Annotated in this window: 17 protein-coding genes; 11 read left to right on the plus strand and 6 right to left on the minus strand. The window is 36.4% G+C overall.

Annotated features, from left to right (window positions below; translation table 11 throughout):
• Nucleotides 1–157: 157 nt before the first annotated feature.
• The 9 genes from B5X62_RS07750 (at nucleotide 158) to B5X62_RS07790 (ending at nucleotide 9,431) form a co-directional block, all read left to right on the plus strand.
• Nucleotides 158–808: a protein-L-isoaspartate(D-aspartate) O-methyltransferase gene (locus B5X62_RS07750; RefSeq protein ID WP_079666849.1), complete on the plus strand. Its 651-nt coding sequence runs from the start codon at nucleotides 158–160 to the stop codon at nucleotides 806–808.
• A 5-nt stretch (nucleotides 809–813) separates the two neighbouring features.
• Nucleotides 814–1,584 (plus strand): nucleoside triphosphate pyrophosphohydrolase, encoded by a 771-nt coding sequence (mazG, locus tag B5X62_RS07755; protein ID WP_079666933.1) that lies wholly within the window; start codon nucleotides 814–816, stop codon nucleotides 1,582–1,584.
• A gap of 196 nt (nucleotides 1,585–1,780) precedes the next feature.
• Entirely contained in the window at nucleotides 1,781–2,377 is a 597-nt protein-coding gene (locus B5X62_RS07760) for a LemA family protein (protein WP_079666850.1), read from the plus strand.
• Nucleotides 2,377–2,808, plus strand: coding sequence for a TPM domain-containing protein (locus B5X62_RS07765; RefSeq protein WP_079666851.1), 432 nt, complete (start codon nucleotides 2,377–2,379; stop codon nucleotides 2,806–2,808). The genes B5X62_RS07760 and B5X62_RS07765 overlap by 1 nt, the downstream gene beginning before the upstream one ends.
• Entirely contained in the window at nucleotides 2,789–3,592 is an 804-nt protein-coding gene (locus B5X62_RS07770; protein WP_079666852.1) for a TPM domain-containing protein, read from the plus strand. Before B5X62_RS07765 ends, B5X62_RS07770 begins: the two co-directional genes overlap by 20 nt.
• A 120-nt stretch (nucleotides 3,593–3,712) precedes the next feature.
• Nucleotides 3,713–4,234: an NAD(P)H-dependent oxidoreductase gene (locus tag B5X62_RS07775; protein WP_079666853.1), complete on the plus strand. Its 522-nt coding sequence runs from the start codon at nucleotides 3,713–3,715 to the stop codon at nucleotides 4,232–4,234.
• Complete coding sequence (locus B5X62_RS07780; RefSeq protein WP_079666854.1) at nucleotides 4,234–6,099, plus strand: monovalent cation:proton antiporter-2 (CPA2) family protein; 1,866 nt, start codon at nucleotides 4,234–4,236, stop codon at nucleotides 6,097–6,099. The genes B5X62_RS07775 and B5X62_RS07780 overlap by 1 nt, the downstream gene beginning before the upstream one ends.
• Nucleotides 6,100–6,159: 60 nt before the next feature.
• Nucleotides 6,160–8,316 carry a M3 family metallopeptidase gene (locus B5X62_RS07785; RefSeq protein WP_079666855.1) on the plus strand — a complete coding sequence of 719 codons (2,157 nt, stop codon included), beginning with the start codon at nucleotides 6,160–6,162 and terminating at the stop codon, nucleotides 8,314–8,316.
• Nucleotides 8,317–8,567: 251 nt separating this feature from the next.
• Nucleotides 8,568–9,431 carry an AadS family aminoglycoside 6-adenylyltransferase gene (locus tag B5X62_RS07790; protein ID WP_079666856.1) on the plus strand — a complete coding sequence of 288 codons (864 nt, stop codon included), beginning with the start codon at nucleotides 8,568–8,570 and terminating at the stop codon, nucleotides 9,429–9,431.
• 54 nt (nucleotides 9,432–9,485) lie between these two features.
• Here B5X62_RS07790 and B5X62_RS07795 read toward each other — a convergent pair whose 3' ends face one another.
• From B5X62_RS07795 to B5X62_RS07810, 4 genes are all read right to left on the minus strand, one after another.
• Nucleotides 9,486–12,152 carry a M4 family metallopeptidase gene (locus tag B5X62_RS07795; protein ID WP_079666857.1) on the minus strand — a complete coding sequence of 889 codons (2,667 nt, stop codon included), beginning with the start codon at nucleotides 12,150–12,152 and terminating at the stop codon, nucleotides 9,486–9,488.
• Between the two features lie 498 nt (nucleotides 12,153–12,650).
• Complete coding sequence (locus B5X62_RS07800) at nucleotides 12,651–14,789, minus strand: S9 family peptidase (protein ID WP_079666858.1); 2,139 nt, start codon at nucleotides 14,787–14,789, stop codon at nucleotides 12,651–12,653.
• 188 nt (nucleotides 14,790–14,977) lie between these two features.
• Nucleotides 14,978–16,912: an ABC-F family ATP-binding cassette domain-containing protein gene (locus B5X62_RS07805; protein ID WP_079666859.1), complete on the minus strand. Its 1,935-nt coding sequence runs from the start codon at nucleotides 16,910–16,912 to the stop codon at nucleotides 14,978–14,980.
• A 252-nt stretch (nucleotides 16,913–17,164) separates the two neighbouring features.
• Nucleotides 17,165–17,779 (minus strand): DUF5715 family protein, encoded by a 615-nt coding sequence (locus B5X62_RS07810; protein WP_079666934.1) that lies wholly within the window; start codon nucleotides 17,777–17,779, stop codon nucleotides 17,165–17,167.
• A 198-nt stretch (nucleotides 17,780–17,977) separates the two neighbouring features.
• On the opposite strand from B5X62_RS07810, the gene B5X62_RS07815 reads away from it, so the two are divergent.
• On the plus strand, nucleotides 17,978–18,955 hold the full coding sequence (locus B5X62_RS07815) for a deoxyhypusine synthase family protein (RefSeq protein WP_079666860.1): 978 nt from the start codon (nucleotides 17,978–17,980) through the stop codon (nucleotides 18,953–18,955).
• 88 nt (nucleotides 18,956–19,043) lie between these two features.
• On the opposite strand, the gene coaD is transcribed toward B5X62_RS07815, so the two are convergent.
• Both coaD and B5X62_RS07825 read right to left on the minus strand, forming a co-directional pair.
• Nucleotides 19,044–19,505, minus strand: a complete 462-nt coding sequence (gene coaD / locus B5X62_RS07820) for a pantetheine-phosphate adenylyltransferase (RefSeq protein ID WP_079666861.1) — start codon at nucleotides 19,503–19,505, stop codon at nucleotides 19,044–19,046.
• A gap of 14 nt (nucleotides 19,506–19,519) precedes the next feature.
• Nucleotides 19,520–20,512, minus strand: coding sequence for a D-alanine--D-alanine ligase (locus B5X62_RS07825; protein ID WP_079666862.1), 993 nt, complete (start codon nucleotides 20,510–20,512; stop codon nucleotides 19,520–19,522).
• 282 nt (nucleotides 20,513–20,794) lie between these two features.
• Here B5X62_RS07825 and B5X62_RS07830 point away from each other — a divergent pair, with 282 nt between their 5' ends.
• The gene (locus tag B5X62_RS07830; protein WP_079666863.1) at nucleotides 20,795–21,811 is read left to right on the plus strand and encodes a PASTA domain-containing protein; all 1,017 of its coding nucleotides are present in this window, start codon (nucleotides 20,795–20,797) and stop codon (nucleotides 21,809–21,811) included.
• Nucleotides 21,812–21,814: the final 3 nt, after the last annotated feature.

Genomic DNA, 21,814 nt, shown 5'->3' on the forward strand with positions numbered 1-21,814 from the left:
TTATGAATTATGAATTATGAATTATGAATTATTTTAATCTTAAGCCAAGAACCAAGAACCAAGAACCAAGAACCAACAACTGTCAACTGTCAACCAACAACCAAAAACTAATTACTAAAATTTTGAAATGCGATTTCATTCTTTTAATTTTGCGTAGATGAGAGATTCTTTTGTACATCGGGGAAAACGTCGGCAGTTGGTGGATTATCTTCAGCGCGGTTTGGGGATTAGCGATGCGCTGGTTCTTAATGCAATGAACGAGGTACCACGTCATCTTTTTATAGAAAGCGTTTTCGAAGACTATGCTTACGAAGATCGTGCGTTTCCGATTGCCGCTGGACAAACGATTTCGCATCCGTCAACTGTTGCTGAGCAATCCGAATTGTTAGAATTAAAACAAGGCGAAAAAGTTTTAGAAATCGGAACGGGTTGCGGTTATCAAACTGCAGTTTTGATGAAGATGGATGCTCAAGTTTACACTATCGAACGCCAAAAGAGCCTTTACGAATTTTCCACAAGAATGTTTCGAGAGTTAATGTTAAGACCAAAGTTTCAGAGTTTTGGTGACGGTTTTGCTGGACTTCCGAGTTTTGCTCCTTTTGACAAAATTATCGTGACTTGCGGCGCAGAACAATTGCCAACCGAACTTTTGCGCCAATTGAAAGTTGGTGGAAAAATGGTGATTCCGTTAGGTCCAACCGATCAACAAATGTTGTGTCGATTTACAAAAATTTCGGAAAAAGAAATCGAAAAAGAAGAATTCGGGATTTATAAATTTGTCCCAATGTTGCAGGATAAAAACCACTGAAAATGATGAATACAAAGCAAGAAAAAATGGAAGCTTTCGGGCGTTTGCTCGATATTATGGATGATCTTCGTGAGAAATGTCCATGGGATCAAAAGCAAACTTTCGAGACACTTCGTCATTTGACTTTGGAAGAAACTTACGAATTGTCGGATGCACTTTTGAGTGAAGATTTACAGGAAATAAAAAAAGAATTGGGTGACGTTCTCCTGCATTTGGTTTTTTATTCTAAAATTGGTTCCGAAAAGGAAAGTTTTGATATTGCGGATGTTATCAATTCGTTAAATGAAAAGTTGATTTTCCGTCATCCACATATTTATGGCGATGCAGTTGCAGAAGATGAAGAAACGGTAAAGCAAAACTGGGAAAAATTAAAACTTAAAGAAGGAAACAAATCCATCCTTTCTGGTGTTCCCAAGTCTTTGCCCGCTTTGATAAAAGCTTATAGAATTCAGGACAAAGTAAAAGGTATCGGTTTTGAGTTTGATACTGCGGAAGATGCGTGGCAAAAAGTAGAGGAGGAACTGAGTGAATTTCACGCGGAAACCGAAAATGATAAAAAGGAAAAAGAGCTGGGCGATGTTTTCTTTTCGTTGATAAATTATGCCAGAATTTCGGGGCTTAATCCAGATTCAGCTTTAGAAAGAACTAATATTAAATTCATTTCTCGATTCCAAAAAATGGAAAATTTAGCTAGAGATAAAAATTTAGTTTTAGCAGATTTAAGTTTAGAAAAAATGGACGAATTGTGGGAAGAAGCAAAAACATTTGAAGTTTAAGTTTAATTAAAATTATTGCTTTAAATAAGATATAAAATCCGAATCAAAATATTGAATTCGGATTTTTTGTTTAAACTAAAAGTAAATTCGACACCGTCTTCTCAGATTGGATTTTTCATTTATTAAACAAAATTTTAAATTTAATAAAGAGAAATATCTATCTTTGATTTAGTAACAAATAAAAAATACATAAACTATGAAAGGAAAAGGCTGTCTAGTCCTAGTAATCGCCCTTGTTGTTATTGCAGGTATTGCATTGATGTGGGGCGTTGGTGTTCGCAACAATTTTGTGACTCAAAAAAATGTTGTAGAATCTAAATGGTCAAACGTTGAGACTGTTTATCAAAAAAGAGCTAACCTTATCCCAAATCTTGAAAGAGCAGTAAAATCTTATTCAAAATTTGAGCAAGAAACTTTAACACAAGTTGTAGAAGCGCGAGCTAAAGCGACGTCTGTTAATATCGATCCGACTAATATGACGGAAGCAGATATGGCAAAATTCCAAGCGGCGCAAGGACAACTTTCTGGTGCTTTAGGGAAATTAATGATGGTTGTTGAAAAATATCCCGATTTAAAAGCGGATCAACAATATATCAATTTCCAAAGAGAATATACAGCTATCGAAAATAGCATCCGTATGGAAACTGTTAATTACAACGATGCTGCGAGAGAATACAATACGGCGATCCAAAAATTCCCGAATAATGTTGTAGCTAATTTTACAAACTTTAAAGATAAACCTTACTTCAAAGCTGAAGCAGGTGCAGAAAAAGCGCCAGAAGTTTTCAAATAATGTACACCTCTTTTTTAACAGATAAAGAAATAGCCACGTTGGTTGATACGATCCAGACTGCGGAAGATTTAACTTCTGGAGAGATTCGGGTGCATATCGACTCTACAACGCTTGATCATAATGCTAAAGTGGCTTGGGATGTTTTCAGGTCACTTAACATGGATCAAACAAAGGAGCGAAATGCTGTTTTGTTTCATGTTAATTTTGAACAAAAATATTTAACCATTATCGGTGACGAAGGTATTCATCGTAAGGTGAGACAAGCTTTTTGGGATCAATTGCATGACGAGATAACAACAGGCTTTGCAAATAGCAAATATTGCGAGGCGCTCCAAAATGCTATTCTTAAAACTGGACACGAGTTAAAAAAATATTTCCCTATAAAAGGAGAAAATAAAAATGAATTACCTAATGAGATTAGTTTCTCGTAGCTTTCTGATTGTTGTTGTTTTACTAAGTTTCATCGGGAATTTAGCAGCACAAACTATTCCAGAAAAACCGAAAATTCTATACCCCGTTTACGATCAAGCGAATCTTTTGAATCAACAAGAGAAAGATAGACTTAATCAAAAACTAATAAAATTCGCAGATTCTACATCAACCGAAATTGAAGTCATAATCTTGCCAACAACTGGCGGAGAAGATGTTAACTTTTTGGCGGCGCGTTATGGCGAAAAGTGGGGCATAGGGAAAAAAGGTGTTGACAATGGTGTTGTCTTTTTGATCGCGACCGAAGATCACACCATGTCTATCCAGCAGGGTCGTGCAGTCGAGCAATATTTGACGGCGTCAGTCGCAGGACAAATTTTGGATTATCTCGTGACACCAGCTTTCAAAAATGGAGAATGGTACAAAGGTATTGACCAAGGTACCAATGCGATTATGGAAGCGGTTGAAGGTAAATTCAAGCCGATTGTTAAGAAGAAGCAACCCGAAGGAGGCGTTAATATTGGGACAATACTTTTCATAATTGTCTTGTTAATAATCTTTATCGGCGCCATTAAAGGTGGTGGTGATGGTATGGGTGGCGGTAATTATGATGACGATGATGTGATATTGTCACGTCGCGGAAGTCGAAGATATCGTGGCGGATTCTTCCCGTTCCCAGGTAGTTTTGGGGGCGGCGGTTTCGGCGGCGGATCATCAGGTGGCGGTTTTGGCGGCTTTGGTGGTGGCGGAAGCTTCGGCGGTGGCGGTGCCAGTGGCGGTTGGTAATTAATTTTGAACATAAAAAATCAGGCAAGTCTCAATCGGGACTTGCTTTTTTATTATATAAATCGAAGCGATAGATTGGATTTTTTTTGATATTTAATTAATTTTACAGAAATCTCAATTTTGAAAAAGACTTTAGTCCTTTTTGCACATCCTTATTTCGAACATTCTACAACCAATGTAGAGTTAATAAAAGCCTACCAAAATAATCCGAATATTGTTTTTAGAGATCTTTATGAAGATTATCCAGATTTTCATATTCAGCCATTTCGGGAGCGAAAAAGAATTGTAGATTTTGACAGAATTATTTTTCATTATCCAATGATTTGGTTTGGTATGCCACCACTTCTTAAACTTTGGCTAGAAGAAGTTTTTGATATGAAATGGCTTAATGAAGGTTTCCCGAATCCATTAGCAGGTAAAGAATGCGCAATTGTTGTCACGGTTGGCGGTAATGAGGAAAGTTATTCTAAAACGGGTCGTTATAAGGTGGGTTTGACGGATTTGACGCTTGGTCTTAAACTTAGTATTGAGTCCAATGACATGCTTTTGAAAGACGAATTATACATTTATCAAGCTGACGATCTTAAAGTCTATGAGATAAAACCATTTACAAACCAATTAAAAAAAATACTCGATAACTGATGGAAGGCTCGATTGCAATGATCGCGTTAATATTTTTGGGAGCTGCAATTATTATGGTTCCTATTGTGAAGCGCTTGGGACTTAGTTCGGTTATTGGTTATATTCTTGGAGGGATAATTATTGGCCCTTTTGTTCTCAAACTTACTGGACGATCCGCCGATAATGTGATGCATGCCACCGAATTCGGTGTTATCATGATGTTGTTTCTTGTAGGATTAGAGCTGGATCCTAAAAAACTTTGGGCAATTCGGAAACGTATTTTAGGACTTGGTTTAAGTCAACTCTTGCTGTCAATTTTGTTTCTATTTGCAATATTTTATTTTGCGGGTTGGCGTGTTAACAAAGCTTTCGTTATCGCGATGTGTTTTGCATTGTCATCGACAGCAATTGTTTTACAAACATTAAAGGAGAAAAATCTTTTCAGGACAGCAAGTGGTGAAGCATCGTTTTCAATCTTATTATTTCAAGATATTGCGGTTATACCAATTTTGGCATTGTTACCGATTATTTCTCCGTTAGATACAGATAACTCACATGAGAAAATATTACTACAATATTTACCAGATTGGTTGCAACCTTTCTCGTTGATTGTTGGCATAACCGCTTTAATACTTTTGGGACGTTATATTTTTGTACCGTTTTTAAGATTTGTTTCAAAATCTGGGATGAATGAATTATTGACGGCTTCATCTTTATTTCTAGTAATTGGCGTATCCGAATTGATGATTTCAGTAGGATTAAGCCCAGCGTTAGGTGCTTTTATCGCTGGTGTTATGCTTGCCAATAGTGAGTTTCGTCACGAGTTAGAAAGCCAGATTGATCCTTTCAAAGGTTTGTTATTGGCTGTTTTCTTTGTAAGTGTAGGTTCGACCATTAATTTTAGTATTATTAAAAACGATCCTATTTTTATTTTTTCTACCGCTTTTGCAGTATTGTTTGTTAAAGCTTTAATACTTTTTGGAATCGCGAAGTATTATAAAATGAATAACAATCAAAGTTTTTTCATTGCTTTTGCATTGTCGCAAGTTGGCGAATTTGCTTTTGTTTTGGTCAATTTCTCTACCAGTTTGTATTTAATAGATAAACAAACAAGCGCCGAAATGTTAGCGATTGTTGCGATAACGATGTGCATAACGCCATTTTTATTAATGTTTAAAGAACGTTTTCTCGATGATAAATTTAATAAAGAAGATAAAGGTGCTTTGCCATTAGAACCTATAACACAAAGAAAAATAATTATCGTTGGTTTTGGATATTTCGGAAGTACCGTTGGGCGTTTGTTGAGAGCTAATGGTATACGTGCAACAGTTTTGGATAGCGATCCTGACAGAATAGCATTGCTGAGATCTAACGGATTCAATGTTTATTACGGCGATGCTACTAAAAATTCTTTATTGAGAGCAGCTGGGATAGAAGAAGCTTCGTTGTTAATTTTATGTCTTGATGATCCCGAAAAAAATAAACTAATTGTTGAATGGGTTCATGAGAATTTTCCTAAAGTGAAAATTTTTGTAAGAGCAAAAAACAGATTAGACGCCTACGATTTTATCAATAATGGCGTAGATAATATTTATCGTGAAACGCTGGGTACAGCCGTTGATCTTGCGGTGGATGTTCTTAAAGCGACGGGCATGCGAAGTTATGCTGCACGTCGTATGGGGAAACGATTTATGTTGCTTGATAAAGCTTCAACAAAGAAACTTGCCAAACAAAAAGTAAACGATATTGTTTCTTTTGGTCTGCGAGAATCTCTCGAACGCGAAGCCGAATTACTAGCTTACGACAGCATATCTTTTGACGAAAATTATTGGAGTGAGGATGATGAGGAAGATCATAAAACTATTGATAAAACCAATGATGTCTAAATAAAGGATTGCATTCGCATTATTTTTTCTACCTTTAGATATTCAATAATAATCATTATAATGAAAAAAGTAACAACTAGCGTGTTGATGGCTGTTTTGGCTTTCAATATTTCTTGTAGTACAATGAAACAAAATTCAACAACCGAAGTGGCAACAACTAACCAAAATACTTCTGGTGACGAGTCAATGAAAAATAATCCTTTCATGACGAAAAGTAAACTTCAATATGAAGCACCAGAATTTGATAAAATTAAAGATTCGGATTTCAAACCTGCTTTCGATTACGGATTAAAGCAGCAAGAGCAAGAGGTTAATATGATTGCAAACAATCGTATGGTTCCGTCTTTTGAGAACACCATTGTCGCTTTAGAAAAAAGTGGTGAAGTCTTGAAGCGTGCACAGATTGTATTTTATAATTTGAGTAGCGCAAATACCAATCCAACGATTCAGGCTTTGGATGAAGAATATGCACCAATTTTTGCAGCGCATTCTGACAAAATCTACCTTAACGAATTTCTTTATAATAAAGTAAAATCGATAAAAGAAGATGGTCTAGATCCTGAAAGTAAAAAGTTGTTACAATATTATAAACAAAATTTTGAAATCGCTGGTGCTAATCTTTCTGCAGCTAAAAAAGAAGAATTAAAACAAGTTAATCAAGATTTAGCGTCATTATCAACACAGTTTTCTAACAAATTGTTGGAAGCGAGAAAGCAAGGTGGTGTTTTAATTTCTGATGTTAAAGAATTGGATGGACTTTCTGCAGACGAAATTTCTGCGGCGGCTGCCGATGCTAAAGCTGCTGGACAATCTGGAAAATATCTTTTAGCTTTACAAAATACAACGCAACAACCGATGTTGCAAAACCTAAAAAATAGAGCGACTCGCGAAAAGCTTTTCAAAGCGTCGTGGGGTAGAGCAGAGAAAGGCGATGCTAATGATACAAGAGATACAGTCGAAAAATTAGCAAAACTTAGACTTAAAAAAGCTCAAATTCTTGGGAAACAAAACTTCGCAGAGTGGAAGTTGCAAGATCAAATGGCGAAAACTCCTGAAGCTGCAAAACAGTTAATGGATCAATTGGCGAAACCTGCGGTGGAAACTGCAAGACGTGAAGCTAAAGATATTCAGGATTTGATTGATCAGCAAAAAGGTGGTTTCAAAGTTGAGCCTTGGGACTGGAACTTTTATGCAGAGCAAGTTAGAAAAGCTAAGTATGACCTTGACGACAACGAGATAAAACCTTATTTTGAAATTACAACCGTACTAGAAAAAGGAGTTTTCTACGCTGCTGAAAAGTTCTACGGTATTACGTTCAAAAAGAGAACCGATCTTCCGGTGTATCATCCAGATGTTGTGACTTACGAAGTTTTTGACCACGACGGAAAGTCTTTGGCGATATATTATTTGGATTTTTACACAAGAGATTCTAAAAGTGGTGGCGCTTGGATGAGTAATTTTGTCGAGCAGTCGCACATGATGGGGACTAAACCTGTCATCGTGAATTGTTATAACTATCAAAAACCAGCTCCAGGAAAGGCATCGTTAATTAGTTATGATGATGTGACAACGATGTTCCATGAGTTTGGACACTCTATTCATGGGATTTTTGCTAACCAAAAATATACGTCTTTGTCAGGAACTAACGTGCCGAGAGACTTTGTAGAATTCCCTTCGCAGATTAATGAGCATTGGGCTTTGGATCCAGTAGTTCTTAAAAATTATGCGATCCATTATCAAACGAAACAGCCGATTCCTCAGACTTTGGTTGATAAGATTAAAAAAGCAGCGACTTTTAACCAAGGTTATATGACCACGGAATTGGTGTCTGCAGCGATTTTGGATATGGATTGGCATACGGTGTCTAAAGATTCGGACTTCAAACCTGCTTTAGATTTTGAAAAAGCGTCTTTGTTGCAACATGGTTTCACGTTGGGGACTGTTCCGCCGAGATATCATACGCCGTATTTTGCGCATATCTGGGGTGGCGGATATTCTGCTGGTTATTACGCTTACATTTGGTCTGAAACTTTGGATGCAGACGCTTGGGAGTGGATTCGTGATAATGGTGGATTGACTAGAGAAAACGGTGATAGATTCCGTAAGTATATTTTGTCTGTCGGCAATTCGGTGGATTTGAATAAAGCTTTCAAAGAGTTTACGGGAAGAAATCCTGACATCAAACCATTGTTAAGAAATAGAGGTTTTATTAAATAATTCTTTTTAGAAATTCTAAATATTAAAAGCAAGTTGACTGTTGTTAACTTGCTTTTTTATTATCCGAAATCTGCGGCCGGGATAGTAAGGGCGCTCGCGAAGCGAGCGGTCTGAAGAATGGCTTGGGAAAGTTTAGACTTCTGAAGACGGAACCCCTGAATAGCCCGAAATGCCGCCCAAATAATACTACTTTTTTTGGAAATGATGGATAAATGAGCGATTTTTGAATTGTATAATCAAATCTATTTCTGATGAAAATTCGTGATGAAAAGTTAGAAAATATCATTGCTTGGGCAGAAAATAACGAAGATATTCGAGTGGTTTTGTTGACGAGTTCTTTGGTGAATCCGTTGGCGCCGGTTGATGATTTGAGCGATTTGGATATCGAATTTGTTTTTGAAAATAATGATAAATATGTTGAAAATAATTCTTGGCTAAATATTTTTGGGAATCCAATTGCAATGATTGAAGAAGATGAAACTTGTTTTGATGGCAAGCATGCGATGAAGATGGTTTTGTACGAAGATGGCGTGAAGGTGGATTTTAAATTGTATAGTAAAACGAAATTCTGTGAAGAAGTTAATCAGCAAGATTTGCCGGAAGATTGGGATATTGGCTATGAAATTTTGCTAGATAAAGACGAAATGACCAAGGCTATGAAGAAGCCTAGTTATCAAGTTTCGATTATCAAGAAGCCGACAGAAGCGCAATTTCAAACCTTGTTAAATGATTTTTGGTGGGATACAACTTATGTTTCAAAATGTTTGAAAAGAGACGATTTATTTTATGCTAAATATATGTCCGAGGGTATTCGAAGTAATTATTTGGTTCCGTTGATTGAGTATTTTATCGGAAGTCAACACGATTGGAAAGTGACAACTAATAAACATGGAAGGCTTTTCAAACACTATTTGTCGCCAGAATTATGGAAGAAAATTGAAGCAACATTTTCAGGAAGCGATATTGATGAAAACTGGAAAGCCTTATTTGCAATGATGGATTTGGTGCACGAAATTGGAACGCAATTATCTGTAAAACTGAATTTTAGCTATCCTGAAAAATTAGAAAAAGATATTAGAAAATATACAACAGATTTGAAGGTTAAGATTAAATAAAAAAATGGCAGTATTCTCGGAAGAATACCGCCATTAAATAATGATTTTATAGTGTTATTTTTTTACGAATTTTAGAACTATTGGTTCTTCTGAGTTGTCAATTTTGACAATGTATACACCTTGTTGTAGTCTTGCAACATTGATGTTTTGATCGTCTGATGTTAGTTTAACACTCATTTTTAAATTACCAGCTACATCATAAATGTTGGCAGTGGTATCTTTTCTTAATTTCGCAGGGATATTCAAAGTGAAGTTGTCAACAACAGGATTTGGATATAGTTTGATATCGTCATTTGTTAATTCTGAATTTTGGTTTTGAGAATTAATATTATTGACAGTATAACCTGGTTCTACTCGCAAAGAATAACAAGAGTTAGCATTGTAGCCGCTATATGGATATACTTTAATGTAATATGTTCCTGCAGCAAAATTATATTGTATCTTCTCAGCTGTTGTACCTGCATTCAATGAGGATTTTAGAATGCTTGTACCATTTGAATTGTATAATCTTAAGTCAATATCATGTGTAAGATTGCTTAGTTTGATGGTAGCTTGTCCGCCAGTTGTAAAGGTAATTTTGTACCAGTCTATATCACCAGAAACTTGAATGGCTGCATTATAATCTGTGCTAAGTGCGGTGATTGGTGTTGCGGTCGCGGTTGTGTTATTTGATTCGTAAGCTTGTGCGCAAGAGCCAGTTGAAGCTGCAGTTGTGAATTGTCCAGTTGTGTAGTTGCTACTGCTAGTTATCGAACAATTATTTTTAACTCGAATATCATAAGTGGTACTCGCTGTAAGGCTAGTTAAGTTCTGTGTAGTTGTTGTTGTAGAATTTGTAGTCCATGTACTTGATGATGTTGGCTTGTATTCAAAACTATAGCCTGTTGATCCGCTTACTGCTGACCAGTTAACTGTGGCTGTAGTTTGTGTAATATTTGCAGAAGTTATAGTGCTAGGTGCTGTACAAGTTGTGGTGCCTCCTGAGCCAGCTGCAGAACCTATTCCTACGGCGTAAAATGCATTCATGACTTGATTGGCCTCGTTGCTGCCAACACCGTAAAGGTCTTCTGCAGATTTGATAGAGTAAGTTCTAGCATCAGCATAAGTTGAAGAAGCTCCTAGGTATGATGTGTTTGTTCTGTATGCAATTGCAGCAGCCTTTTGAATACCGATACCAGTAACGTTAAAACTATTGCCGATATCATTAGTACCTGCGCCACCAACTGTTAATAAGTAGAACCAATAATTAAGTACACCAGAGTTGGTATGTACACCGCAGTAGTCGTTAGAGCTTGTCGGTGAGCAACCAGAGACATTAACCCATTTTGTACCTTTATAAGTATCTGGTTGGTTGTATTGGTTGGGATTACTCATACTTCTAAAAGTCATTCCGATTTGTTGTCCCATTAGCCAATTGGCTGTTGTTGGTTTTGCAGAAAATTCGACTGCTTTTCCCAGAATGTCAGAATAAGCTTCGTTAAGCGCACCAGACTCGCCACGATAAGCAAGATTTGAAGTTCTTTCTGTTACGCCATGCGTCATCTCGTGACCTACAATATCGAGTGAGGTTAATGGTGTAGTAGATGAATCGCCGTCGCCATAGGTCATTCTAGAGCCGTCCCAATAAGCATTAAGGTAGTTAGAGCTATAATGTACATAACTTAACATTTTCATACCGTTATTGTCGATACCATTTCTATTGTAGGTATTTTTATAGTAATCATAAACTTTTTCGGAACCCCAATGTGCATCCGTAGCGTATTGATCTTCTGCAGAGTTAACATTGTTCCAATTGTTGTCAGCATCGGTAAAGTCAACAGCATTTGTGTAGGATGTTGATTTTTTGAGATTGTAAGTTTCAATACCATTGCCTCTGCCAGTTTCACGAAGTCTATAGGTAGAACCTGTATAATCTGTTGTAATACTTTGTGTGCCACTGTATGCGGTTACTGCGCTTCCTGTTGTGTTAGCTAACATACTAGATGATGTGGCAATAACTGGGTGATAATCGATATGTATTTCTCTGCTAGTCCCTTCGCCGTACAGTGTTTTAATAAGGTCTTCACTTCCTAGGATGCTGCCGTTTTGTGCATCGACATATATTAATTTTCTTGAAACTGGAGCCTCTGCATAAATGTCAAATTTGTAAGCTAAACGCAATTGATCAGCTTTGAACTCGGAGCCAGAATTGTAATAAACAAGATCAGCTTTTGGAAGAAAGCTTGCATTCTTGTTTTGAGTTTCTTTTTTAAGGAAATCTTCTTCGGCTAGATTTTCCCATTTATATTGCTTAGCACCTACGAGGTTTTTGGCAGCAGCTAATGCTGAGCTTTCAGAAATTTTTGAGCTTTTGCTTTTTATATCTGATGAGAACTCTTTAATGCTTAATCCATTTTGAGCAAGCAATTTGCCAGCTTTTACATGTTGAACGATATAAGCGCCTTCGATAGGTATACCATTGTAGGTTTGTTGATAACGATAATGCTCGATACCCAGATTATCAATTTCTGAGGAAATGAATTTAAGTTCTGGAAGTTGATCTTTTGTACTTTTCGAATCGAAAGCAAAAACACCTTTTTGGAAATTAGGTGCATTAGATTCTGTAAATTCGATAAGTGAGTTGTGAAATTTTTGATTGTTAAGGTCTTGTTTTTGTTCTTGACCATAAAATGCTACTGCTATTCCTAAAGCAGCAACAGAAAGGTAGTACTTGTTTTTCATTTTTTAAGATTTGGTATCGACAAATGTATAATAAAATCCTAATGAAAAAATAAAATTTTTGAGAAAAATATAATAAATAGAATTAAATTATATAAATTATGTAATTTAATTAATATTGTCTATAATTTATTCATTTGTTTTGTTTGTGATGTTATTGATTTTATTTATGTTAAAAGATTGGTAATCTATAAATTAATGTAGTATTATGTTTGGAATAGTTTATTATTTAAAATAGTTTTAGGTTATAGATATTTAAAATTAGATTGGTAAAACTGATAAATAAAATAAATATTTGAAGCTTTTAAAGAAATTTCTTTCATTATAACTTTTGTAATTATCCACCAGCTGCGGCCGGGATAGTAAGGGCGCGAGCGCAGCGAGCGGTCTGAAGAAAAGCTTTGGGAAAGTTTAGGCTTCTGAAGACGGAACCCCTGAATAGCCCGAAATGCCGCCCAAATAAAAAATCCGCTCTCCTAAAATGAAGAACGGATTTTTGTTTTATTTTTTTAGATGTTGATCGAAATAATCGGTCACTTTTTGCATCAAATGGACACGATCTTTGCCGATGACATTGTGTTGATGCCCTGGATAAACGAAGTAATCCAACTGCACGCCTTTGTCAACCGCAGACTTTAGGAAGTCGATGGAATGTTGCCAAACCACAACGTCGTCTTGCGCCCCGTGGATCATCAAAAGATTGCCTTTCAGATTTTGTACTTTGTCCAAAAGATTGGCTTTGGCGTAACCTTCTGGATTTTCTTGTGGCGTGTCCATATAACGTTCTGTGTACATTATTTCGTACATATTCCAGTCGATAACTGGACCACCAGCAACTCCAGCTTTGAAAACTTCTGGATGCTTTAACATAAAGGAAGTCGTCATAAAACCACCAAAACTCCAGCCGTGGATTCCCATATTTTGAGCATCAACGTAAGGTAGAGATTTAAGGTAAGAAACGCCTTTTAGTTGGTCGTTCATTTCGGTATCGCCCAAGTTTCTGAAAACAGCTTGCTCGAATTTAACGCCTCTGTTAGACGATCCGCGACCATCCATCGTGAAGATAATGTAGCCATTTTGTGCCATATATTCGTACCAAAGATTACCCGAAGCAGGGAAGGAGTTGGTGATCAACTGCAAATGCGGACCATTGTACAAATAGACAATTGTCGGATATTTTTTGTTGGGATCGAAGTCTGTTGGAAGAATTATTTTTCCGTAAAGATCTGTGCCGTCGTCGGCTTTCAGCGTTACATTTTTAATTTCAGGTCGCTTGTAGTTTTTAAGCGGATTTTCTGAAGTTAAAATATTTTCGGATTTCAAGTTGTTGGTATGGATAATATTGGCAACGCGCGGCGTTGTTGCATTGGCGTAGACATCGTAGATTTTACTTCCATCTTTAGATAAAACCGCTTGGTGCATACCTTCGGCTTTGTCTAATCTTTCCATTTTTTGAGTTGACCAATTAACGCGGTAGATGTGTCTTTCTAAAGCAGTTTCTTTGGTGGAAATAAAATAAATGTCTTTTTGTTTTTCGTTAAATCCAAGAATTTCGGTTACCAACCAATCGCCTTTTGTCAACTGAGAAACAAGACCTTTTTCCAAATTATAATGGAACAAATGATTGTAACCCGAACGTTGACTTTGCCAAATAAAATCGGTGTTAGAATTTGGTAAGAACAACATTGGATTTTGAGGTTCTACATATTTATCGTTAGTTTCTTCAAAAAGTGTTTTGATAAAGTTTCCGCTTTTTGCGTCATACTGATTCAGTTTCATGTGATTTTGACCACGATTAAGCACTGCAACGAAAACATATTTAGAATCTGGACTCCAAGAAATAGCCGTTAAATATTGCTCTTTATCACCATCTATTTTTAGAAAATTGGTTTTATTGCTTTTAACATCGTAAACGCCCAAAGTCACTTCATGAGACTTTTGTCCAGCCATCGGATACTTGATATTGGTATTAACCGCAGGCGTCACAGACCAATCGATAATCGGATAATCTTTTACCATACTTTGGTCCATTCTATAGAAAGCAATCATCTCAGAATTTGGTGCTGCGAAAATTCCGCCTTTGATCCCAAATTCGTTTCTGTGTACAGCTTGACCGTTAAGAATATCTTTGTTTTGGTCGTTCGTAATAGCGGTTTCTTTTCCGTTTTGATTGATGAAAAGATTATTGTCTTTGGTGTAAACTAAACTTTTTTTGTCTTGTAAAAGTTGAAGATTATCGTTGTTTTCACCTAAAGTAATTGACTCGCCAATTGTCCAAGTTTTGTTAGATTTCGTTAACCAAGTTAATTTGTTTCCGCTAACATAATAAGCTTTGTCAGAACCAACAAAATTAATTTTTGGAAGCGATTTTAGTTTTGCAGTTCCAAGGTTTTGGTTAAGTTGTGTTAAAGAGATTAATGTATCTTGCTTTTTGCTTTTAACATCGGTTGTCAAATAAGCATTTTTTACAGACTGAATATAAGATTGTCCATCGTCCGACCACGAAAACTGTGCAATGTTTTTTGGTGCTAAATTGCTTCGCATTCCGTTAACCGCTTCTGCCATTGTGAATTTTTGATTCTGTGCAAAAGCAAAGCTACCAACAGTCAAAGCAACTAGTGAGTATTTTATAAATTTCATTGAGTAATTGTTTAAGTACTCAAAAATACGGATTTATCTTGATTTTGAAATTTGGGTTAAATAAAAGTCTTTCTTAATGAAATAACTGAATAAAAAATGTGATAAAGGAAAAGGCTTTCAGGGTTTAAACCGCTGAAAGCCTTGTTAAGCGCACAAAAAAAATCCTCCGAAATTGGAGGATTTAGTATTTAAGAAGTTTGTTCTGATAAATATTCCCATTCTTGCAACGCAAGATCAAGTTCTTCTTTTGTTTTATTGTATTGTTCTAAAGTTTCGTCCGAAGGATTACTTTTCGTGAACTGCGCTTCAAATTCCGAAACCTTGGTTTCAAGCTCCGAAATTTTTTCTTCCACTTTTTTAATCTTATTTAAAACCGCTTTTTGTTCTTTACTTACAAAGCCAGAATTAGTCGAAGTTTCCTTTTCAACAGGTTTTTCTTCCTTTTTCGGTTGTTCAACTTTGGCTTCTTCACCATGAAGTTTTGCTTTTTCAGCAGAGATTTCGCGGATACTTTCTTTCTGACGGAACTCTAGATATTCGTCGATGTTTCCTAAAAATTCTTTCATTTTTCCATCACGGAATTCAAAGATTTTATCACAAAGACCTTGCAAGAATTCACGGTCGTGAGAAATAACAATTAAGGTTCCTTCAAATTTTTGAAGCGCCAATTTGATGATTTCTTTAGACTGAATATCCAAGTGGTTGGTAGGTTCGTCCATAATCAACGTGTTGAAAGGACGTAACAACAACTTACAAAGTGCTAGACGGTTACGTTCTCCTCCCGAAAGGACTTTCGTCTTTTTGGTAACATCTTCACCTTGAAACAAGAAAGATCCTAAAAGGTCACGAACTCTAGGTCTCGTTTCTTCGGTTGCAGAATCTTCCGCCTCTTGAAGAACCGTTTTGTCTGGTGTTAAAACTTCTTCCTGATTTTGAGCAAAATAACCAATATTAACATTGTGTCCTAAAGTCCAATTTCCGGAATGGTCTTTAATTTCGCCAGCCAAAATTTTAGCTAAAGTCGTTTTACCTTGACCATTTTGTCCCAACAATGCGATACGATCGCCACGTTGCACAAAGAAATCGACATCATCAAAAATCTGTTTTTGTCCGTAAGCTTTTCCTAGTTTTTCGGCTTCGAAAACCACTTTGCCCGGAACAACAGATTGTACAAATCGAATATTAAATTTAGAAACGTCCTCGTTGTCAATTTCGATACGTTCTATTTTTTCTAATTTTTTAATTAAAGATTGCGCAAAAGAAGCTTTGGTCGCACTCGCACGGAACTTGTTGATGTTGTCTTCCATCTGTTTGATTTCCGCATCTTGGTTTTTCTTCGCTTGTGATAACTTTTCGCGACGTTCTTCACGCATTACCAAATATTTGGAATAATTGGCTTTGTAATCGTCAACTTTTTTGTTGTTAACATCAAAAGTTCTGTTACAAACAGCAGTCATAAACTGCTTATCGTGACTTACCAAAACAATGGCGCCGTTATAATCTTTTAAGAAGTTTTCTAACCAAATAATGGATTCCATATCCAAGTGGTTGGTCGGCTCATCGAGAAGCATCAAATCATTTTTCTGAAGTAAAAGCTTCGCCAATTCGATTCGCATTCTCCATCCGCCAGAAAATTCGTCAGTGATTTTATGAAAATCATCCGCTTTGAAACCAAGTCCAAACAAAACCTTTTCCACATAGCATTCTAGGTTGTAGGCATCGTGATTCATCAACAAATCGTTTAGCTCTGTCATTTTCTGAATAAGGTCAGAATAAGCGTCACTTTCGTAATCTGTTCTCGTTGCTAATTGGTGGTTAACCTCTTCTAATTCGTCCTTCCAAGCGTTAATTTGCTCAAAAGCTTGCATGGTTTCGTTCCAAACAGTTCTACCTTTTACAAAGTCTAAATCTTGCTTTAGAAAACCAATCGTTATATTACCTTCTGTAACAACGTTGCCTTCAAAAAAAGTAATTTCTTTTGAAAGTATTTTAAGAAGTGTAGATTTTCCTGCTCCATTTTTACCTACCAAACCGACTTTGTCATCTTTTTTAATGGTGAAATTCACATCTCTAAAAAGATAATTTCCGGAGTGATGAAGCCCTAAACCTTGTACTGAAACCATGTGTTAAATTTTACGGTGCAAAAGTAAGGATTTTAAGCGAGAGAGAAAATTGAAGTTTTACTTATGAATTATGAATTATGAATTATGAATTATGAATTATGAATTATGAATTATGAATTATGAATTATGAATTATGAATTAGTTTTGATTAAGAGACAAGAGACAAGAGACAAGAGACAAGAGACAAGAATCAAGAGACAAGAACCCAAAACCGACAACCATCAACCATCAACCATCAATTAACAACCAAAACTAATAATTCCTCACCGTGACATGATAGCAGCTTTGTTGCTTTTCTTTAATAAAATAAATTCTGCCAAGGCTTTCGTAGTATTTTAAAACTTTTAAAAGTGCAGCATCCAATTTGGTGTTATGTTCAAGTTTTCCATTAAATCTTACATAAGAAATGTCAAACGAATTGCCATAATTGTGCGAGCTAATGCCTAATGACGCATTTTTATTGACTTTACGAAGTTTGCACTGATCTTCCAAAGTTCGCGTTATCGAAGTAACTGTAATTGTAGCGCCTTTGTTGTCTTTGCTAAATTTAGAACCAATTTTTTCTAAAGTTGTTTTCGCTTTCGAAACAAGATAAGGTCGGCTGTAATCCAATTTCTGAACTTTATAACCTTTCGCTGTCATTTTAACTTTCGGCATTTTCCCTCTGTTATTGTACTTTGTAACGTCTTTGGAGTCTTTTAAAAGCTTGATGTTAAACTTTTTGGAAGCGTCAAGATGAGGTTGGTACAAAGGTGTTGCTTCAACCTCGAGAACTTTTTTCAAGTCGTAGCAATCTAAAGATTTGTTTTTTTGACTGAAGTAAAAGTTGATATTTAAAAGTAAAAAAGCGAAAATATATCTTTTCATTTTATTGAATTGATTCGGCAAAGATAGGTCTTTATTAAAAAAAGACATGCATATAGCTTTATTTTAAACTTTTAGAAATGTTTTTTTATTTCATTATTAAAACAGAAATTTTAACAAATGATAAAATCGGCTTTTCCTTAAGCAAGATTTAGCCTATACGTTTCAATATTCCTATCTTTGCAAAAACAAATTTCAAAAATGAGCAATAGACCAATTTCAGAATTTCTTGAAAAGTACTATTTACACTTTAACGCTGCTGCGCTTGTAGACGCGTCTAAAGGTTATGTTGCCCACCTAAAAGATGGCGGGAAAATGATGATTACTCTTGCTGGTGCAATGTCAACGGCAGAAATGGGTAAAATTCTTGCGGACATGATTCGTCAAGGGAAAGTAGATATTATTTCTTGCACAGGAGCCAACTTGGAGGAAGATGTAATGAATCTTGTTGCACATTCGCATTATAAAAGAGTTCCTAACTACCGTGATTTAACGCCAGAGCAGGAAAGAGAACTTTTAGATCAACACTACAACCGTGTTACAGATACTTGTATTCCTGAAGAAGAAGCTTTCAGAAGATTGCAAACGCATTTGGAAGATGTTTGGCATGCAGCCGAAGAAAAAGGCGAAAGATATTTCCCACACGAGTTCTTATATCAAGTGGTGAATTCTGGAGTTCTAGAACAATATTACGAAATCGACCCTAAAGATTCTTGGATTGTAGCGGCGGCAGAGAAAAACTTACCAATCGTTTGTCCAGGATGGGAAGATTCAACAACTGGAAACATCTTTACTTCTAACGTAATCAAAGGAAATCTTAATGTTCACACCGTAAAATCTGGTATCGAATATATGATTTACTTAACGGAGTGGTATCGTGCAAATTCAGGCGGAAAAGGCGTTGGATTCTTCCAAATTGGTGGAGGTATCGCTGGAGATTTCCCAATTTGTGTAGTTCCGATGATGTATCAAGATTTGGAGTGGGAAGACGTACCTTTCTGGTCGTATTTCTGTCAGATTTCAGATTCTACAACCTCTTACGGTTCGTATTCAGGAGCTGTTCCGAACGAGAAAATCACTTGGGGGAAATTGGATATCGATACCCCAAAATATATCGTGGAATCAGACGCTACAATCTGTGCACCATTGATGTTTACGTACATTTTGGAGAATTCTTAATCGAATTTTTAAGATTTAAAATAAAACAAAAACCTCTAGAATTTCTAGAGGTTTTTTAGTTTTTATAATCTTGATTTTTCTTTTAATTCTAAACCCTCACAGAATCCGGAACCATAATCTCGTAGTTACCACCAAAAGAGATAATTTCTCTCACGATGCTACTGCTGATAAAGGATTTTCCAGAAGAAGTCAGTAGGAAAATGGTTTCAATAACATTTTCTCGTGTCAAGGCTCGGTTGGTTTGTGCAATCGCTTTTTCAAACTCAAAATCAGCTGGATTTCTAAGACCACGCAAGATAAAATTAACACCTTTACTTTTACAATAATCCACTGTCAAACCTTCGAAGTCGTCAACTTCAACATTCGGAAAATCTTTGAAAGTATTACGGATAAACTCTTTGCGTTGCTCGAGAGAGAACATATATTTCTTCTGCGAGTTTTTGCCGATGGCGATAATTATTTTGTCAAACAAAGGGGAAGCTCTTTCTACGATGTCGTAATGTCCAAGTGTGATCGGATCAAAAGAACCTGGGAAAACTGCTATTCTCATTAGTTTTAGTTTGGTTAATGTAAAGGTTTTTTTAGTGCTTTTTCGACTTCGTTACCACAAAGGTCTTGTATGCTGATGCCATAGATTTTGGCTTGTTGCGGAAGGATACTCGCTGGCGAAAAACCAGGATTGGTATTCATTTCCAGCATATAAGGTTCGCCGTTCATGATGATATATTCACTTCTAGAGAAACCACTCATCCCAAGAGAATCATACGCACGAATCGAAATTTCTTCAACCTTTTTGCGTGTTTCCTCGTCTAGTCTTGCTGGCGTTATCTCTTGCGAAGCGCCTTCGTATTTAGCTTGATAATCAAAAAACTCATTGTCAGGCACAATTTCCGTAATTCCCAAAACAATAGTTTTTCCTTGATAATCTAAAACGCCAACCGAAACCTCAGTGCCGTCCAAGAAGCTTTCGATAAGGATTTCGTCGTCTTCTTTATAAGCGATTTCAATCGCTTTGTTTAGTTCAGATATATCTTTAACCTTCGAAATTCCGAGGCTACTTCCAGATTGGTTAGGTTTTACAAAAACAGGAAGTCCCAGTTCTGTAACTATTTTTTCTTGATCGACAACTTCGCCTTTTCTTAAATAAATACTTTTTGCAGACGGAATATTATATTTTGACAAAACCGCCAACGTATCTTTTTTATTAAAAGTCAAGGCACTTTGGTAGAAGTTGCAGCCCGTATAACGTTGTCCAACAGCGTCCCAATAAGCTTGCAGAATACCATTTTCACCTGGTGTTCCATGGATAATGTTGAAGCAAGCATCAAATTTCAATGCGCTACCATCAGCCAACGTCACCGAAAAATCCACTTTGTTAATGCCAAGTTTTTGTTCGTTTTCATCCAAAAAGTACCATTCATCTTTTAGGATAACAACTTTATAAACATTGTATTTATCGCGGTCTAGAGAGTCGTAGATCAATTGTCCACTTTTTAGCGATACAACATATTCATCAGAATAGCCGCCCATAACAACAGCTATATTTTTCTTTTCCATAACAGATTTATATTGCAACAAATGTAAAAATTTTATCAACAAGGACCGTCCCGTTTGCTTTTTATTTTTGGGCGATTCCGCAACTTTTCCTAGCTTTTTCCTTGGCACAGTTGCGGTCGGGCTATTCGCTGCTATCTTCTGTCCATCGCTTTAGCCATTTCTTCAGAAGGATATCCGCTGCTATCCCTATCGCAAAATGGCATAAAAAATGAAGCAACAAGAAAAAACTACAAAAATTATTATTTATATTTGCTAGATATTTTTGTAACAAAACAATAGAATATGTTCAAATCTTTTTTCCATTGGAAAGTTCTTGTTAACCTCCTTGTCGCTTTGGCGGTATTTGCAGGTCTTGTTTGGTTGACTTTCCGTTGGTTAGAGTTTCATACCAATCATGGTGAAGAAATTCCTGTTCCTAATGTTGTTAATATGACAGTGCACCAAGCCATCAAAGTTCTGGACGATTCAGGTCTAGAGTATGAGGTTGACAGTGCGCAATACAATCCAGTATACAAACCTTTCCAAGTCTTGATGATTTCTCCATCACCAGGATCTCATGTTAAAGGCGGAAGAACTGTACTTTTAAAAGTTAACCCAAGAACTTGGGCAAAAGTTGCAGTGCCAGATATTATCGATCGTTACAAAGGTTTGGCTTTTAACCAGCTTAACTTGGTTGGTCTCAAAGTAGGTGACACCCTTTATGAACCAAGTATCCAAAGAGATGCGGTTCTTAGAATTTTATATCAAAGTCGCCCAATCAAACCAGGTGAATTGCTTCCGAAATTCTCTTCTGTAGATTTGGTAATTGGTTCTGGTCCAATGCGTAACGTAACGATTCCTAATTTAGTTGGGCGTACAGTACAAGAGGCTAAAAAGATTATCGCTCAGAATTTATTCGAAGTTGGTATCGTAGAATATGAAGACGGCAAAACCGACGAATCTGCCATTGTATATTATCAAGATCCACCAGGTGGTGCACTTCGTGATCAAGGTATGCAAATTGACCTTTGGGCAAGTAAGAAAACACCTGCTGAGATGTTTAATAAAGTTAAAGAGTTGGATTTGATGTATCGTCCAAAAGTTGATACAGTGGCACCACCGCCAATTAGATATGAAGAAGTAGATTTTGACGCACCAGCAGCGCCTGTGCCAGTTGTTCCAAAACCAAAGCCTACGCCAAAACCGGAGGCAGAGAAGAAGCCACAGACTACAACGACAAAACCGACAGCAACTTCTTCTGACAAAAAACCAATAACAACCGAAAAACCAAAAGAAAAGAAAAAGGTTATTATAGAATAATTT

It is taken from the genome of Soonwooa buanensis, from assembly GCF_900167905.1.
GTDB lineage: Bacteria > Bacteroidota > Bacteroidia > Flavobacteriales > Weeksellaceae > Soonwooa > Soonwooa buanensis.

What these genes read in the sequence shown, in the direction of transcription:
- B5X62_RS07750 (WP_079666849.1), top strand. Translation starts at nt 158, where the DNA reads ATGAGAGATTCTTTTGTACATCGGGGAAAACGTCGGCAGTTGGTGGAT.
- mazG (WP_079666933.1), top strand. Translation starts at nt 814, where the DNA reads ATGAATACAAAGCAAGAAAAAATGGAAGCTTTCGGGCGTTTGCTCGAT.
- B5X62_RS07760 (WP_079666850.1), top strand. Translation starts at nt 1,781, where the DNA reads ATGAAAGGAAAAGGCTGTCTAGTCCTAGTAATCGCCCTTGTTGTTATT.
- B5X62_RS07765 (WP_079666851.1), top strand. Translation starts at nt 2,377, where the DNA reads ATGTACACCTCTTTTTTAACAGATAAAGAAATAGCCACGTTGGTTGAT.
- B5X62_RS07770 (WP_079666852.1), top strand. Translation starts at nt 2,789, where the DNA reads ATGAGATTAGTTTCTCGTAGCTTTCTGATTGTTGTTGTTTTACTAAGT.
- B5X62_RS07780 (WP_079666854.1), top strand. Translation starts at nt 4,234, where the DNA reads ATGGAAGGCTCGATTGCAATGATCGCGTTAATATTTTTGGGAGCTGCA.
- B5X62_RS07785 (WP_079666855.1), top strand. Translation starts at nt 6,160, where the DNA reads ATGAAAAAAGTAACAACTAGCGTGTTGATGGCTGTTTTGGCTTTCAAT.
- B5X62_RS07790 (WP_079666856.1), top strand. Translation starts at nt 8,568, where the DNA reads ATGAAAATTCGTGATGAAAAGTTAGAAAATATCATTGCTTGGGCAGAA.
- B5X62_RS07795 (WP_079666857.1), bottom strand. Translation starts at nt 12,152, where the DNA reads ATGAAAAACAAGTACTACCTTTCTGTTGCTGCTTTAGGAATAGCAGTA.
- B5X62_RS07800 (WP_079666858.1), bottom strand. Translation starts at nt 14,789, where the DNA reads ATGAAATTTATAAAATACTCACTAGTTGCTTTGACTGTTGGTAGCTTT.
- B5X62_RS07805 (WP_079666859.1), bottom strand. Translation starts at nt 16,912, where the DNA reads ATGGTTTCAGTACAAGGTTTAGGGCTTCATCACTCCGGAAATTATCTT.
- B5X62_RS07810 (WP_079666934.1), bottom strand. Translation starts at nt 17,779, where the DNA reads ATGAAAAGATATATTTTCGCTTTTTTACTTTTAAATATCAACTTTTAC.
- B5X62_RS07815 (WP_079666860.1), top strand. Translation starts at nt 17,978, where the DNA reads ATGAGCAATAGACCAATTTCAGAATTTCTTGAAAAGTACTATTTACAC.
- coaD (WP_079666861.1), bottom strand. Translation starts at nt 19,505, where the DNA reads ATGAGAATAGCAGTTTTCCCAGGTTCTTTTGATCCGATCACACTTGGA.
- B5X62_RS07825 (WP_079666862.1), bottom strand. Translation starts at nt 20,512, where the DNA reads ATGGAAAAGAAAAATATAGCTGTTGTTATGGGCGGCTATTCTGATGAA.
- B5X62_RS07830 (WP_079666863.1), top strand. Translation starts at nt 20,795, where the DNA reads ATGTTCAAATCTTTTTTCCATTGGAAAGTTCTTGTTAACCTCCTTGTC.